This is a genomic window from Enterobacter cloacae complex sp. CARB60 (assembly GCF_036487345.1).
Classification (GTDB): domain Bacteria; phylum Pseudomonadota; class Gammaproteobacteria; order Enterobacterales; family Enterobacteriaceae; genus Enterobacter; species Enterobacter asburiae_D.
In genome coordinates, this window is record NZ_JAZKLC010000002.1 from 4,545,655 (window position 1) to 4,561,299 (window position 15,645).

The following is a 15,645-nucleotide window of genomic DNA, read 5'->3' on the forward strand; positions in this document are numbered from 1 at the left end:
CAGCCGCCCGCAATTGTATAGACAAGCAAATACAAGAACACAAAAACAACATCAGATCGGAGTGGAGCGTATGGCGTATTCAGGTAAGGTGGATATTCAGCAGGTGATCGATGACAGTCCCTTTTCGCGGTTTCACTGGCTGCTCATCGTGCTGGGCTTTCTGGTTCTGGCAATCGATGGTTTTGATACTGCAGCGATGGGCTACATCGCGCCTACGCTGTCTGCAGAATGGGGGATACACAAACAGGATCTGGGGCCGGTGCTGAGCGCGGCGCTGCTGGGGCTGTCGCTGGGCGCGCTGATCGCCGGTCCGGTATCGGATCGGGTGGGGCGCAAGCGCGTGCTGGTCTTCTCCTGCCTGTTCTTCGGCCTCGCGAGCCTGGGAACGGCCTGGGCGCAAAGTCTGAATACCCTGACGCTGTGGCGCTTTCTGACGGGCCTGGGGCTCGGTGCCGCAATGCCTAACGCCATTACGCTGATCTCCGAGTTTGCCCCCCAGCGCTGTCGCGCCATGGCGATTAATACCATGTACTGCGGCTTCCCTCTGGGTGCGGCGGGCGGCGGCGCGATCTCATCCTGGCTTATCCCCCACCACGGCTGGCGAAGCGTGCTGCTGACCGGGGCGATTGCTCCGCTGATTTTAACGCTGCTGCTGGCGCTGTTTTTACCGGAGTCCGTGAAGTTTCTGGTGCAGCGCGGGAAAGACGTCATGCAGGTCCGCCGCATCGCCAGCCGGTTCGCCCGCAGCACGCTGGATAGCGTCACGGGCTTTTTCCTCGCGGAGGAGAAAGTCGCGTCTAAAAAAGGGAGCGTGTCGCAGCTGTTTTCCATGCCCTGGCTGCCCGGCACCCTGATGCTGTGGGTGACCTATTTTATGGGGCTGGTCATTTACTACGTCCTGCTGAGCTGGATGCCAACGCTGATGCAGGGGATGGGTTATGCCCTGGCGGAATCCGCCTGGCTCACCTCGCTGTTCACCTTCGGCGGCACCGCAGGCATTCTGCTCGCGGGCTGGATGATGGACCGCTGGGAGGCGCACAGGGTGGTTGCGTGCGGTTTTGTGCTGACAATGGGCCTCATTCTTTTGCTTGGCATAGAGCATAACCATATCGCCCTGTTTGGTGGGTTGATTTTCCTGATGGGGATCGCGATGAACGGTGCGCAATCGGGCATGCAAACCCTGGCCGCCACCTTTTACCCTACCGAGTGCCGCGCGACGGGCATCGCCTGGATGCAGGGGATCGGCCGCTTTGGCGGCGTGGCGGGAACCATGACCAGCGCCCAGCTTCTTTCCATGCAGTGGCAGGCAGACAGTATTTTAATGATTCTCAGCGTACCCGCCCTGGTGGCCGCTGCGGCAACCGTCTACAAAATGCTGTACAGCCGCTCGCAGGAACCCGGCGTCGCGTAGTTCCTCTCTTTTCTGCTATTCTGCCCCCGCAATTAAGGGGGCAGCATGCTTAACATCGTTTTATTCGAACCAGAAATTCCGCCGAATACCGGCAATATCATCCGCCTGTGTGCAAACACCGGTTTTCGTCTGCATATCATTGAGCCGATGGGCTTTACGTGGGACGACAAACGTCTGCGTCGCGCAGGGCTGGATTATCATGAATTTACCGCCGTCGTTCGCCATCACGATTACGCCGCGTTTCTGGAAGCAGAGAAGCCGCAGCGCATGTTCGCCCTGACGACCAAAGGCACGCCAGCGCATAGCGCCGTAAGCTATCAGGCAGGTGACTATCTGATGTTTGGCCCGGAGACGCGCGGCCTGCCGGCCACGATTCTGGATGCCCTGCCCGCCGAGCAGAAAATCCGTATTCCGATGATGCCGGACAGCCGCAGCATGAACCTGTCGAACGCGGTGTCGGTGGTGGTGTATGAAGCCTGGCGCCAGCTGGGTTACCAGGGCGCCATATTAAGGTAGGCCCGGTAAGCGCAGCGCCACCGGGCAAAATCTCAGATGCCGTCACCATACTCGAAGGTATGGTGAATGCCGTTGAAGTGCTGATCCATGTCCATGGACGGCTTATCGCTGTCTGGTTTACCGACGATGCGCGCCGGTACGCCAGCGGCAGTAGTATGCGGTGGTACAGGCTGGAGCACCACGGAGCCTGCGCCGATCTTCGCGCCGCGCCCGACTTCGATGTTGCCGAGGATCTTGGCACCCGCGCCAATCATCACCCCTTCACGAATTTTCGGATGGCGATCGCCGCTGGTTTTACCGGTGCCGCCCAGGGTGACCGACTGCAGGATCGAGACGTCATCTTCAATGACCGCCGTTTCCCCGACGACAATCCCGGTGGCGTGGTCGAGCATGATCCCGCGGCCAATTTTCGCTGCCGGGTGAATATCGACCTGGAACGTCACGGAAACCTGGTTTTGCAGGAAGATCGCCAGCGCGCGGCGGCCTTCATTCCACAGCCAGTGGCCGATGCGGTAAGCCTGCAGGGCGTGGAAGCCTTTCAGGTACAGCAGCGGCGTAGAATATTTATCGACCGCCGGGTCACGCGTGCGCACGGCCTGGATATCGCAGGCGGCAGAGGCGATCATTTCCGGGTCTGCGGCGTAAGCCTCTTCCACCACTTCACGGATGGCGATAGCAGGCATGATCGAGGAAGCCAGCTTGTTGGCGAGCATATAGCTCAGCGCGCTGCCAAGATTTTCGTGCTTGAGTAGCGTCGCGTGGTAGAAACTGGCCAGCATAGGCTCGCAGTCGGCCAGCGCCCGGGCTTCGGCTTTAATATTGTTCCAGACGATATCCAGTTCTTCACACGGCATTGCTTACTCCAGACGATAGTTAATGACCAGCCAGTTCTGCGCTGGCTGGGTCATTCAGGTGACAACGGTTCCGACTAGTTACTGCTGCGCTCGTCCTTGCGCGCACGACCTAATAAGGTCAATGCTGCCTCGCGCGCATTTTTTCCGCAATACAATACCTGATAAATTTCCTCGGTTATTGGCATTTCGACACCGAAACGGTGTGCCAACTCGCGGACTTCTTTGGTATTGCGATAGCCTTCAACCACCTGACCAATCTTCTCCTGCGCGCCTTTTACATCGCTGCCCTGTCCGAGCATCATGCCAAAACGGCGGTTACGAGACTGGTTGTCGGTACAGGTCAGCACCAGGTCGCCCAGGCCAGCCATCCCCATAAAGGTGGCCGGATCGGCACCCAGCGCTTCGCCCAAGCGGGACATTTCGGTCAGCCCTCGGGTGATCAGCGCCGTACGCGCATTGGCACCAAAACCAATGCCGTCTGACATCCCGGCACCAATCGCAATCACGTTCTTCACCGCACCGCCCAGCTGCACGCCGATAAAATCGGGGTTGCTGTAGACGCGGAAGCTCTTGCCGCAGTGCAGCAGCTGTTGAAGATCGTCGGAGAAAGCCTGATCGGTGGAGGCCAGCGAAATCGCCGTCGGCAGGCCAGCGGCCAGCTCTTTGGCAAAGGTCGGGCCGGAGATGACCGCCAGCGGGATCGCATCACCCAGCGCTTCGCGGGCAACGTCCTGCAGCAGGCGTCCGGTTTCGGCTTCCAGTCCTTTTGTCGCCCAGACAATGCGCGCATCCGGGCGCATCAGCGGCTTAATCTGACGGAGCACGTCGCCAAATACATGGCTCGGGACCACAATCAGAATGTTGCGGCTGGCCGCCAGCGCGGTCGCAAGGTCGCTTTCAAGGTGCAGGGAGTCAGGGAACGGAACGTCCGGAAGAAACGCGACGTTACAACGATCGCGTTGCAGCGTGGCGATATGTTTTGGGTCGTGGCCCCAGAGAACCACTTCGTGACCATTTCTTGCCAGCGTGATGGCAAGAGCGGTGCCGTATGAGCCGGCACCGATCACAGTCATTGACGCATTAACAGTGCTCATCAGGCATCCTGATGTTGTTCAGCACCTTCGCCAGCTTGCTGCTGCAGATAGTTCATGAACAGCGCATCAAAGTTAACTGGCGCAAGGTTCAGTTGCGGGAATGTACCGCGGGAAACCAGGCTGGTGATGCATTCACGCGCATACGGGAACAGAATGTTCGGGCAGTACGCACCCAGGCAATGCGCCATCTGGTTGCCTTCGATACCGCCGATAGAGAAGATGCCGCCCTGCTGTACTTCACACAGGAATGCGGTTTCTTCGCCCAGAGATGCGGTAACGGTCACACGCAGCACGACTTCATACACGTCATCTGCCAGTTGGGTAGATGCGGTATCCAGATCAAGTTTAACCTCTGGCTGCCAATCTTTCTGGAAAACATGTGGCGCATTTGGCGCTTCGAAAGAGACGTCCTTGGTGTAGATACGCTGGATCTGGAAAGTCATTTCGGTGTTGTTTTGTTCTGACATGGAAATACCCTTTTTAATTGTCCTAAAGTCTCTTAGCTCAGCAGCGGATCGAGTCCACCACGGGCGTCGAGCGCATACAAGTCATCACAGCCGCCAATGTGCTGCGCATCAATAAAAATCTGCGGAACCGTCGTACGACCACTACGTTTGATCATCTCTTCGCGTTTAATCGCGTCACCGTCAATTGGCAGTTCCTGGAACGTGACGCCTTTGCTGTTCAGCAGCGCTTTCGCACGATGACAGAACGGGCACGTCGCTTTGGTATAGATCTCAATATTGGCCATGACTGAACTCCTTATTTACCGCGAACCAAAGGAAGATTTTCCCCGCTCCAGCCGGAAATACCTTCTTTCAGCACCGTTACGTTTTCGAAGCCTGCTTTATGAAGCGCGCTGGCAGATTCCTGTGCCTGCATGCCGGTCGCATCGACAACGATAATCGGCTGGGCTTTGTGTTTCTCAAGCTCACCGACGTTGTTCGCTTTGATTTCAGCTGGCAACAGGTTGATTGCGCCTGCAATGTGACCTTTACGGAAATCGTCACGCTGACGCAGATCGACCACGACGGCATCTTCTTTGTTAATCAGACGCGTCGCTTCACCACGGGTGATAACCTTAATTTTAGACGTCAGGCTCTTAAATGTGGTGAACAGCACAGCAGCCAGCAGGCCAATCCACGCGATGCTCAGAACCGGATGGCGGCTAACGAATTGCATAATTTCTTGCATGGAGGGTAACTACTCCCGACTAAGTGATAAAAAAAACCAGGACAGGAGTATACCTGTGCGTTCTGGCAAATACAGCCAGCGACCATAACCTAATCCATTTTCTGCGGCATGCCACCTAAAAAAATGCCTCAAAATGGTCTGGTCAGCACCTTGCCCCTGCGCTTTCTTTGATCTTCTGCGGCTATTTGATCGATTCAGCTGTAGTAAAATTACGCAAATTTTGACTCTTGAGCATGAGGTTGTCGCAATGTCGGTTTCTAAAAAACCTATGGTACTGGTGATTCTGGATGGCTATGGCTACCGTGAAGACAGCCAGGATAACGCTATTTTCAACGCCAAAACCCCGGTCATGGATGCGCTGTGGGCAAAACGTCCGCATACGCTGATTGACGCGTCTGGCCTGGAAGTGGGCCTGCCGGACCGCCAGATGGGCAACTCCGAAGTCGGTCACGTAAACCTGGGCGCGGGTCGTATCGTGTATCAGGACCTGACGCGTCTGGACGTTGAAATCAAAGAACGCACCTTCTTCTCCAACCCAACGCTGTCTGGCGCGGTCGATAAAGCCGTTGCCGCTGGCAAGGCCGTACACATCATGGGCCTGCTCTCTGCAGGCGGCGTGCACAGCCACGAAGATCACATCATGGCGATGGTTGAACTGGCCGCCGAGCGCGGTGCGGAAAAAATCTATCTGCACGCCTTCCTGGACGGTCGCGATACGCCACCACGCAGCGCAAAAGGCTCTCTGCAAGCCTTCGAAGAGAAATTCGCCGCGCTGGGTAAAGGCCGCGTAGCGTCCATCATTGGTCGTTACTATGCCATGGACCGCGACAACCGCTGGGATCGCGTTGAACAGGCCTATGACCTGATGACCCTGGCAAAAGGTGAGTTCCAGTTCGCGACCGCCGTTGAAGCCCTGGAAGCGGCTTATGCACGTGATGAAAACGACGAATTCGTGAAAGCGTCCGTGATCCGTGCTGAAGGTCAGGCTGATGCCGCCATGGAAGATGGCGACGCGCTGATCTTCATGAACTTCCGCGCCGACCGTGCGCGTGAAATCACCCGTGCGTTCGTCAACAGCGACTTCGACGGTTTTGCCCGCAAGAAAGTGGTAAACCTCGATTTCATCCAGCTGACTGAATACGCCGCAGACATCAAAGCGCCTTGCGCGTATCCACCAGCATCGCTGGCAAACACCTTCGGCGAGTGGATGGCGAAGAACGATAAAACGCAGCTGCGTATCTCTGAAACCGAGAAGTACGCGCACGTCACCTTCTTCTTTAACGGCGGCGTTGAAGAGCCGTTCAAAGGCGAAGACCGCATTCTGATCAACTCCCCGAAAGTGGCCACCTACGATCTGCAGCCAGAAATGAGCTCTGCCGAACTGACGGAAAAACTGGTTGCGGCCATCGAGAGCGGTAAGTACGACACCATCATCTGTAACTACCCGAACGGCGACATGGTGGGGCATACCGGGGTGATGGAAGCGGCAGTGAAAGCGGTTGAAGCGCTGGACAACTGCGTTGAGCAGGTAGCAAAAGCGGTTGAATCCGTTGGCGGCCAGTTGCTGATCACCGCTGACCACGGTAACGCTGAACAGATGCGCGACCCGGCGACCGGCCAGGCGCACACGGCTCATACCAACCTGCCTGTTCCGCTGATTTATGTAGGTGATAAATCACTGAAAGCAGTGGAAGGCGGCAAGCTTTCTGACATCGCGCCAACCATGTTGACGCTGATGGGTATGCCGATCCCTGAAGAGATGACTGGTAAGCCGCTGTTCATCGTGGAATAATCGCTCCCCATGAGGGGAAAGGCGATTTTTTCAATCACATGGGTCGTGAAGCCGCTTAGGTTATCAGTCAGACCTCTGTTTTACGCCAGCGCGCTCAGCGCTGGCGTATTGCTGTGCGCCGCATCCGCCCACGCGGATGACCGCGACCAGCTGAAATCCATTCAGGCCGATATCGCCGCCAAAGAGCGTGCGGTACGCCAGCAGCAGCAGCAGCGCTCCGCCCTCCTCGCCCAGCTTAAGCAGCAGGAAGAAGCGATCTCCGCCGCCACGCGTAAACTCCGTGAAACGCAAAACACCCTCGCCCAGCTGAATAAACAGATCGACGAGATGAACGCGTCGATTGCCAAACTCGAGCGCCAGCGTGATGCGCAGGAGCGCAATCTTGCCGCACAGCTTGATGCCGCATTCCGCCAGGGTGAACATACCGGACTCCAGCTGATCCTCAGCGGCGAAGAGAGCCAGCGCGGCCAGCGCCTGCAGGCCTACTTTGGCTATCTCAACCAGGCGCGTCAGGAGACGATCGCGCAGCTGAAGCAGACGCGCGAAGAGGTCTCCACGCAAAAAGCCGAGCTGGAAGAGAAGCAGAGCCAGCAGCAGACGCTGCTCTACGAGCAGCAAGCCCAGCAGGCGAAGCTTGAGCAGGCTCGCAACGAGCGTAAGAAAACCCTCTCCGGGCTTGAATCCTCCATTCAGGAAGGTCAGAGCCAGCTGAGCGAAATGCGCGCCAACGAATCAAAACTGCGTAACAGCATCGCCCGTGCGGAAGCGGCGGCGAAAGCGCGCGCCGAAAAAGAGGCTCGCGAGGCGCAGGCCGTTCGCGACAAGCAGCAGGAAGCGTCCCGCAAAGGGACTACCTACAAGCCAAGCGAGAGCGAACGTTCCCTGATGTCGCGTACCGGCGGTTTGGGCTCTCCTCGCGGTCAGGCTTTCTGGCCCGTTCGCGGTTCAATTCTGCATCGCTATGGCGAACAGCTGCAGGGTGAGCTACGTTGGAAAGGGATCGTTATCGGTGCGTCTGAAGGTAGCGAAGTGAAAGCCATTGCCGATGGCCGCGTGATTCTGGCCGACTGGCTGCAGGGTTACGGACTGGTGGTGGTGGTCGAACACGGTAAAGGTGATATGAGCCTTTACGGCTACAACCAGAGCGCGCTGGTCAGCGTCGGCACGCAGGTGCGCGCAGGCCAACCCATCGCCCTTGTGGGCAGCAGTGGCGGTCAGGGCCGCCCGTCACTCTATTTCGAAATTCGTCGCCAGGGTCAGGCGGTCAATCCACAGCCGTGGTTGGGAAGATAAGTTTTGCTTCAATTTCGTCGATTGGTTTTCTCCGTCGTCAGCGCGCTGGCGCTGGCTGCACCGGTATATGCAGGTAAACTCGCTATCGTGATTGATGACTTCGGTTATCGTCCACACTATGAAAATCAGGTGCTGGCGATGCCGTCGGCCATCTCTGTCGCCGTCCTTCCGAATGCCCCCCACGCGCGCGAGATGGCGACCAAAGCCCACAGCAGCGGTCATCAGGTGCTGATCCACCTGCCAATGGCCCCCCTCAGCAAGCAGCCGCTGGAAAAAGATACCCTGCGCCCGGATATGAGCAGCGAGGAGATCGAGCGCATCATCCGCGACGCCTACAACAAAGTGCCGTATGCCGTAGGGCTGAACAACCATATGGGCAGCGCGATGACGTCAAGCCTGTACGGGATGCTCAAAGTGATGCAGGCGCTGGAGCGTTACAACCTCTACTTCCTCGACAGCATGACCATCGGCAACAGCCAGGCGATGCGTGCCGCTCAGGGAACGGGCGTAAAGGTGATTAAGCGTAAGGTGTTCCTGGATGATACCCAGAACGAAGCCGATATCCGCATGCAGTTTAATCGCGCGGTTCAGCTGGCCCGCCGCAATGGCTCAGCCATTGCCATCGGTCACCCGCACCCGTCTACCGTTCGCGTCCTGCAGCAAATGCTGCCGACCTTGCCTGCCGATATCACGCTGGTGCGTCCGAGCGATCTGCTGAACGAGCCGCAGGTGGATACCTCTACGCCGAATTCTGCGCAGCCCGTCCCGACGGCGCCGCGTAATCCGTTCCGCGGCGTGAAGCGCTGTGCACCGAAGCAACCGCTTGAACCGGTCTATGCGACCCGCTTCTTCTCCGTCATCGGAGACAGCATCAGCAACAGTACGCTGGTGAAATACGTCCAGCAGCAGTGGCAGGGATGGGGTAAGAAAGCCTGACGCTTATTTCGCAATCTGAGAGTCCGTCTGCTCGTTAGCAACGGACTCTTTTTTTTCCTGATATTGATACCAGGATTTGAAATACTTCAAAAAGCTATAGGCTGTGGCATACAGTCCTGTCGCCACCCCCACTTTGCCCTGACGCCAGGCACCGCTAAACAGATACCATTTGAAAAAAGCGCCGATGGCGCTGATTACGCCGCGCCCGATAGAGGGCCGTATTTTTTGATGTTGAACCAGGCGGGTTGAATAACAGTTTAATTTGTTAAAAAGCTCATGCAGCGTGGGAAACGTATCATGTTTTACATAGCCCGGAATACGCGCACAACGGAGAAAACCTTCGACCTGATCGTCTACCGGTCGGTTATTAAACCGGGACTGTTTACGGTTAAAAAGACGCACAGGGTAATCAGGGGATGAAACAGGATAGATCGTGCGGACTTCTTCCCCCAGAACAAACCAGTGCCGGCATATTCGCCATGCCATTCCGGGGTCTGGCTCATCGCCTGCTTTTAACGTTAAAACGGCATTAACCGTTTCCTGGTCAAGAATTTCGTCGCTGTCGATGCACAGGACCCAGTCATTGCTGGCTAACGATACGGCATGGTTCATCTGCTCGCCATGCCAGCCAAATTTTTTATATACGGGTAGCAGCCCAAAGCTTTCACAAATATATCGTGTTTTGTCCGTACTGCCTGAATCGACCACGACAACTTCATCCGCTATTTTTAAAAGAGGCGGGATAACATCGTGCAATAATCTTTCAGAATTAAATGTTAATAAGCAGACCGTTATTTTAAACATTTTTCCACTCTCAATAGCAGCCTAAATTAATATTATTAATACTATATAAATGAGTAGAGATGATTAAAGTCCTGAATCACACTTTTCAAATAAGCGCGTTTGAAATTTTGTCTAATCCTGAAGCGCAATAAAATAGAAAAATCTATTTTATTTCAACAGATTCTTTATAATGCAGTCAGATGAAGGGTAGCACACGGATTCAGACATGCCGCACAAAAGTAAAATTCTCCTCCTGGACACGGGTAAAGAATGGGGGGGAGGCACCAACAGTATGCTTGAGCTCCTGAAGCGAATCAATCGCGATAAATTCGATATTACCTGTTGTTTTTACAGTGATTATAGTCGTGCTGGAGGTGAGACAATTGGCCAGGTGCTCAACGGCATCGGCATCCAGCTCATCGTGATCCCTCAACGTCAGCAGCCGCTCTGGGCCAAATTGCTGAAGGAAGCGGGACGTAGCCTGCTGTTTTTCTCACGCAGCGCCCGCAAGGCATTAACACGTCATGTGGATACTATGTGGCGCATCAGGCCTAACGTCAGCAAGATCGAAACCCTTTTCACCCAGGGCGGTTTCGATACGCTCTATATGAATAATCAACCGGGCTCGAATGAGGAAGGCTATCTCGCGGCGGCAAAACTGCAGGCGCGGTTGATTCAGCACTGCCGTATTGAACCTGTTTTGACCCCACCGCTGGTGAAGCTGGTTAATGCCCATGCCACAAAAATCATCGCCGTCTCGCACGGCGTTGAACGCGTGTTGCTTCAGCATGGCGTCCGTCCCGAACTGTGTACGACGGTCAATAATGCCATCGACATCCACCAGCCTTTACCTGACCGACGCGCGATGCGCCAGCGCCTGAACATCGATGACGACACGTTTGTGTTCGGCAGTATTGGGTCGTTAATCCCTCGCAAAGCCAATCACCACACGCTGGAGGCGCTGGCGCAGTTCAGCCAGAAGCATCCCCAGGCGAAATGGAAAATGGTGCTGGTCGGCGAAGGTGCCGAACGCCGCGCTTTAGCGGAACAGGCCCGGGCGCTGGGAATTGAATCCCGCGTCATTTTCACCGGCTTTCAGAATACCCCGTTTGATTACCTCGCTACGTTTGACGCCTTTATTCTCGCCTCAAAAAGCGAAGGGCTGCCGCGCGTGGTGCTGGAAGCGATGCTGCTCAATATCCCTGTGATTGGGTCTCAGGTGACCGGCACGGCGGAATTAATTGACCATGATTCGACAGGGCTGCTCTTCCCCTGGAGCGATGTTTCACAGCTTGCACAGCATCTGGACAATATCTGGGCAGACGCGGATCTGCGGGCTCGACTGGCTGCGGCCGCATACCAGAACGTCTGTCATACCTATGCCATCGAAAACTATGTCAGCGGTGTCGAAGCCGTGCTTGGCGCGCGCTAACCAAACGAGATAACTATGTTTAAATTTCTTAATGCTCGCTATCGTCATATCACCGGGCGACACAACATTCCTTACAGCTCTCTGCCCGCGACGGGCGCACTTGCTGCGGTGGATTCTATTGTGATTCCGTGTACCGGCGCAGATTTCGTCGAAGAGGCATTACTCTCTGCCACCTTCGCGGAACGTTATGCCACCGGGGTGAGCGAAATCGTCATCGTCAGCGATCAGCCTGAATCCGCTTTTGGGGTGCTGCCGCCGAAAACACGCGTAGTGACGCTTAACCTTCCGGTTCGCGAGGAAGGTTACCGCTATAAGCAAATCTACCTCAGCCGTCTGGTGAAGCTTAACGCCCCGCTGCAGGCGCGTGGTGAAGGCGTATTGATGATCGATTCCGATCTCAACCTGCTGAAAATGCCCGAGATCGGCATGGCCGATATGCACATCTACTCCAGCTTCCGTCAGGGCAAAATGATTGCCAAACTTGACGGTGCGCCAGCGGAGAAAGTGCCGGCGTATTACAAAGAGACGGTGCGCCCGTATCTGGTCGATCACGTTAACGGCGCGTTTCTTGCGGCAACCAAAAAAACCTGGCGCCGTATCTGCCCGCTGTGGCTGACGCTGTTCCAGGATACCTGGGAACTGATGGATGATACGCAGCCGCCGACCGATCAATTACCCCTCGCCGCGCTGCTGGACATGCTGGATTTAAAAACGGTTAACCTGGGCGACTGGATGAACTGGCCGGTCTCCAAGAAGATCGGTGGTCAGGAAGCCGTTGTACCGAAAGAGGTGATTGGCGCACACGGCGGTTTCCCTCTCTCCGAATGGCAGAAGTATCTTGAATCGCCGGATAACAAACTGTTGTTCAAAGGTCAGGACTACACCCGCAAGGTGCGTTACCTGACGGACGAAGAGAAAAAGAATCAATGAAAAAAGGGGCCTGAGGCCCCTTTTTGATTATTTATCCCAGCTCAGGATCACTTTCCCTGACTGGCCGGAACGCATCGCGTCGAAGCCCTGCTGGAACTCATCGATGGAGAAACGGTGAGTAATAATCGGGGACAGATCCAGACCGGACTGGATCAGCGCCGCCATCTTATACCAGGTCTCGAACATCTCGCGGCCATAAATGCCCTTGATGAACAGCCCTTTGAAGATAACTTTGTTCCAGTCGATAGACATATCTGACGGCGGGATACCCAGCATCGCGATACGGCCGCCGTGGTTCATGGTGTCGAGCATGGTGCGGAACGCCGGTGGCGCACCGGACATCTCCAGGCCCACGTCAAAGCCTTCGGTCATGCCCAGCTCTTCCATCACGTCGGTCAGGCTCTCTTTCGAGACATCAACCGCGCGGGTGACGCCCATTTTGCGCGCCAGCGACAGACGGTATTCGTTCACGTCGGTGATCACAACGTTGCGCGCGCCCACGTGCTTCGCCACGGCAGCGGCCATAATGCCGATTGGGCCCGCGCCGGAGACCAGCACGTCTTCACCCACCAGGTCGAAGGAGAGCGCCGTGTGCACCGCGTTGCCGAACGGGTCAAAGATGGAGGCCAGATCGTCAGAGATGTTGTCCGGAATTTTGAACGCGTTAAACGCCGGGATCACCAGGTATTCCGCGAAGCAGCCCGGACGGTTTACGCCCACGCCAATGGTATTACGGCACAGGTGCGTACGTCCGCCGCGGCAGTTACGGCAGTGACCGCAGGTAATATGGCCTTCTCCGGAGACGCGGTCGCCAATTTTGAAGCCTTTTACTTCCTGGCCGATACCCACCACTTCGCCGACATATTCGTGACCGACAACCATCGGTACAGGAATGGTTTTCTGCGACCACTGGTCCCAGTTGTAGATGTGAACGTCAGTACCGCAGATAGCCGTTTTACGAATTTTGATCAGCAGATCGTTATGACCGACTTCCGGTTCCGGCACGTCGGTCATCCAAATCCCTTCTTCCGCTTTCAGTTTGGATAACGCTTTCATCACACGTCCTCAGGCAATGACGCCCAGCTGTTTACCGATGCGGGTAAAGGCTTCCACCGCACGTTCAATTTGTTCAGGCGTATGCGCCGCAGACATCTGGGTGCGGATACGCGCCTGACCTTTTGGCACCACCGGGAAGAAGAACCCGGTGACGTAAATCCCTTCTTTCTGCAGCTCGCGGGCAAATTGTTGCGCGACAACCGCATCACCCAGCATCACCGGAATGATCGCATGGTCAGCACCGGCCAGGGTGAAGCCTGCGGCGCTCATTTTTTCACGGAACAGGCGGGCGTTGGACCACAGGCGGTCGCGCAGCTCAGCGCCGGACTCCACCATCTCCAGCACCTTGATAGACGCAGAGACAATGGCGGGCGCCAGGGAGTTGGAGAACAGATACGGACGGGAGCGCTGGCGCAGCCACTCAACCACCTCTTTACGCGCGGCGGTATAGCCGCCGGACGCGCCGCCGAGCGCTTTGCCCAGCGTACCGGTGATGATGTCCACGCGGCCCATCACGTCACAGTATTCGTGGGAACCACGGCCGTTTTCGCCGACAAAACCGACCGCGTGAGAGTCATCGACCATCACCAGCGCGTCGTATTTATCCGCCAGGTCGCACACGCCCTTCAGGTTGGCGATCACGCCGTCCATGGAGAATACGCCGTCGGTGGCGATCAGCACGTGGCGAGCACCTGCTTCACGAGCCTCTTTCAGGCGCGCTTCCAGCTCAACCATGTCGTTGTTGGCGTAGCGGAAACGCTTCGCTTTGCACAGGCGTACACCGTCGATGATAGAGGCGTGGTTCAGGGCGTCGGAGATAATCGCATCTTCTGCGCCGAGCAGGGTCTCAAACAGACCGCCGTTGGCGTCGAAGCAGGAGGAGTACAGAATCGCATCTTCCATTCCGAGGAAGCTCGCCAGCTTTTGCTCAAGCTGCTTGTGGCTGTCCTGCGTACCGCAGATAAAGCGTACGGAGGCCATGCCGAAACCGTGGGTATCCATGCCGTTTTTTGCAGCGGCAATCAGCTCAGGGTGATTCGCAAGACCTAAGTAGTTGTTCGCACAAAAGTTGATCACATGGCTGCCGTCGGCAACGGTGATGTCCGCCTGCTGGGCAGACGTGATAATACGCTCTTCCTTGAACAACCCTTCCGCACGTGCGGTGTCGAGGTCGCTGTTTAACTGTTTGTAAAAATCACCACGCATTGCAATTCTCCAGACTCGGCAAATTTCGGGACATATTACCCAAACCTATAGTTCATGACGAGATGACACGTCATCTCTTGTCGTTTTTGCAGCATAAATCACGCGTACCCCTGCGCTGTGAAGGTGAATGGCTGAAGGGCAGCCATACTAATGATATGATAGAGACATTAGCGTCCGGGATTGTCCCCGGGCTTCACACTTCAAAGGTTACAGTTATGATCATCGTTACCGGCGGCGCAGGCTTTATCGGCAGCAATATTGTTAAGGCTCTCAATGACAAAGGCATCACCGACATCCTGGTGGTTGACAACCTGAAAGACGGCACCAAGTTCGTCAACCTGGTGGATCTGAACATCGCTGACTACATGGATAAAGAAGACTTCCTTATCCAGATTATGGCAGGCGAAGAGTTCGGCGAGATCGAAGCCATCTTCCACGAAGGTGCGTGTTCTTCCACCACCGAGTGGGACGGTAAGTACATGATGGACAACAACTATCAGTACTCAAAAGAGATCCTCCACTATTGCCTGGAGCGTGAAATTCCGTTCCTGTACGCCTCCTCCGCGGCAACCTACGGCGGCCGCACCTCGGACTTCATCGAGTCCCGCGAATATGAGCAGCCGCTGAACGTCTACGGCTATTCTAAATTCCTGTTCGACGAGTACGTGCGTCAGGTTCTGCCGGAAGCGAACTCGCAGATTGTCGGCTTCCGCTACTTCAACGTCTACGGACCGCGTGAAGATCACAAAGGCAGCATGGCAAGCGTAGCGTTCCACCTGAACACCCAGCTGAATAACGGCGAAAGCCCGAAACTATTCGAAGGCAGCGACGGCTTTAAGCGCGACTTCGTTTACGTGGGCGACGTTGCCGCAGTGAACCTGTGGTTCTGGGAAAACGGCGTATCCGGCATCTTCAACCTGGGTACGGGCCGTGCGGAATCCTTCCAGGCGGTGGCTGACGCAGCGCTGGCGTACCACAAGAAAGGCAGCCTTGAGTACATTCCGTTCCCGGAAAAACTGAAAGGCCGTTATCAGGCGTTCACGCAGGCCGATCTGACCAACCTGCGCGCCGCAGGCTACGACAAGCCGTTCAAGACCGTTGCCGAAGGCGTAACGGAATATATGGCCTGGCTGAACCGCGACGCATAA

Annotated in this window: 16 protein-coding genes; 8 read left to right on the plus strand and 8 right to left on the minus strand. The window is 56.0% G+C overall.

Annotation, left to right across the window (positions count from 1 at the left end):
• The first annotated feature begins 70 nt into the window (after positions 1-70).
• Positions 71-1,411, plus strand: a complete 1,341-nt coding sequence (locus tag V4835_RS22850; protein WP_331413856.1) for an MFS transporter — start codon at positions 71-73, stop codon at positions 1,409-1,411.
• A gap of 45 nt (positions 1,412-1,456) precedes the next feature.
• On the plus strand, positions 1,457-1,927 hold the full coding sequence (gene trmL / locus V4835_RS22855; RefSeq protein ID WP_023334040.1) for a tRNA (uridine(34)/cytosine(34)/5-carboxymethylaminomethyluridine(34)-2'-O)-methyltransferase TrmL: 471 nt from the start codon (positions 1,457-1,459) through the stop codon (positions 1,925-1,927).
• A gap of 32 nt (positions 1,928-1,959) precedes the next feature.
• On the opposite strand, the gene cysE is transcribed toward trmL, so the two are convergent.
• The 5 genes from cysE to V4835_RS22880 form a co-directional block, all read right to left on the minus strand.
• Positions 1,960-2,781 (minus strand): serine O-acetyltransferase, encoded by an 822-nt coding sequence (gene cysE / locus V4835_RS22860; protein WP_008502718.1) that lies wholly within the window; start codon positions 2,779-2,781, stop codon positions 1,960-1,962.
• Positions 2,782-2,855: 74 nt separating this feature from the next.
• Positions 2,856-3,875, minus strand: coding sequence for an NAD(P)H-dependent glycerol-3-phosphate dehydrogenase (gene gpsA / locus V4835_RS22865; protein WP_023334039.1), 1,020 nt, complete (start codon positions 3,873-3,875; stop codon positions 2,856-2,858).
• Positions 3,875-4,342, minus strand: coding sequence for a protein-export chaperone SecB (gene secB, locus V4835_RS22870; RefSeq protein WP_003860835.1), 468 nt, complete (start codon positions 4,340-4,342; stop codon positions 3,875-3,877). Before secB ends, gpsA begins: the two co-directional genes overlap by 1 nt.
• 32 nt (positions 4,343-4,374) lie before the next feature.
• Positions 4,375-4,626, minus strand: a complete 252-nt coding sequence (gene grxC / locus V4835_RS22875) for a glutaredoxin 3 (RefSeq protein ID WP_023309914.1) — start codon at positions 4,624-4,626, stop codon at positions 4,375-4,377.
• A gap of 11 nt (positions 4,627-4,637) precedes the next feature.
• The gene (locus V4835_RS22880) at positions 4,638-5,069 is read right to left on the minus strand and encodes a rhodanese-like domain-containing protein (RefSeq protein WP_023309913.1); all 432 of its coding nucleotides are present in this window, start codon (positions 5,067-5,069) and stop codon (positions 4,638-4,640) included.
• Positions 5,070-5,316: 247 nt separating this feature from the next.
• On the opposite strand from V4835_RS22880, the gene gpmM reads away from it, so the two are divergent.
• Genes gpmM through V4835_RS22895 form a run of 3 tightly spaced genes read left to right on the plus strand, consistent with a single transcriptional unit; the run spans position 5,317 to position 9,090 of the window.
• Positions 5,317-6,861, plus strand: a complete 1,545-nt coding sequence (gene gpmM / locus V4835_RS22885) for a 2,3-bisphosphoglycerate-independent phosphoglycerate mutase (protein ID WP_331413859.1) — start codon at positions 5,317-5,319, stop codon at positions 6,859-6,861.
• A gap of 33 nt (positions 6,862-6,894) precedes the next feature.
• Complete coding sequence (envC, locus tag V4835_RS22890) at positions 6,895-8,154, plus strand: murein hydrolase activator EnvC (RefSeq protein WP_331414162.1); 1,260 nt, start codon at positions 6,895-6,897, stop codon at positions 8,152-8,154.
• Positions 8,155-8,157: 3 nt separating this feature from the next.
• Complete coding sequence (locus V4835_RS22895; protein ID WP_331413861.1) at positions 8,158-9,090, plus strand: divergent polysaccharide deacetylase family protein; 933 nt, start codon at positions 8,158-8,160, stop codon at positions 9,088-9,090.
• A 3-nt stretch (positions 9,091-9,093) separates the two neighbouring features.
• Here the strand turns inward: V4835_RS22895 and V4835_RS22900 are convergent, their stop codons facing one another.
• Positions 9,094-9,894 (minus strand): glycosyltransferase family 2 protein, encoded by an 801-nt coding sequence (locus tag V4835_RS22900; protein WP_331413862.1) that lies wholly within the window; start codon positions 9,892-9,894, stop codon positions 9,094-9,096.
• Positions 9,895-10,099: 205 nt separating this feature from the next.
• On the opposite strand from V4835_RS22900, the gene V4835_RS22905 reads away from it, so the two are divergent.
• Positions 10,100-11,305: a glycosyltransferase gene (locus V4835_RS22905; protein WP_063145466.1), complete on the plus strand. Its 1,206-nt coding sequence runs from the start codon at positions 10,100-10,102 to the stop codon at positions 11,303-11,305.
• A 15-nt stretch (positions 11,306-11,320) separates the two neighbouring features.
• Complete coding sequence (locus V4835_RS22910) at positions 11,321-12,235, plus strand: hypothetical protein (RefSeq protein WP_063145465.1); 915 nt, start codon at positions 11,321-11,323, stop codon at positions 12,233-12,235.
• A gap of 27 nt (positions 12,236-12,262) precedes the next feature.
• On the opposite strand, the gene tdh is transcribed toward V4835_RS22910, so the two are convergent.
• Positions 12,263-13,291, minus strand: coding sequence for an L-threonine 3-dehydrogenase (gene tdh, locus V4835_RS22915; protein WP_032650737.1), 1,029 nt, complete (start codon positions 13,289-13,291; stop codon positions 12,263-12,265).
• 9 nt (positions 13,292-13,300) lie between these two features.
• The gene (gene kbl, locus V4835_RS22920; RefSeq protein WP_032661893.1) at positions 13,301-14,497 is read right to left on the minus strand and encodes a glycine C-acetyltransferase; all 1,197 of its coding nucleotides are present in this window, start codon (positions 14,495-14,497) and stop codon (positions 13,301-13,303) included.
• Positions 14,498-14,712: 215 nt separating this feature from the next.
• Between kbl and rfaD the strand changes: the two genes are divergently transcribed.
• A complete protein-coding gene (gene rfaD, locus V4835_RS22925; protein WP_331413864.1) occupies positions 14,713-15,645 on the plus strand; it encodes an ADP-glyceromanno-heptose 6-epimerase in 933 nt (310 codons plus the stop codon).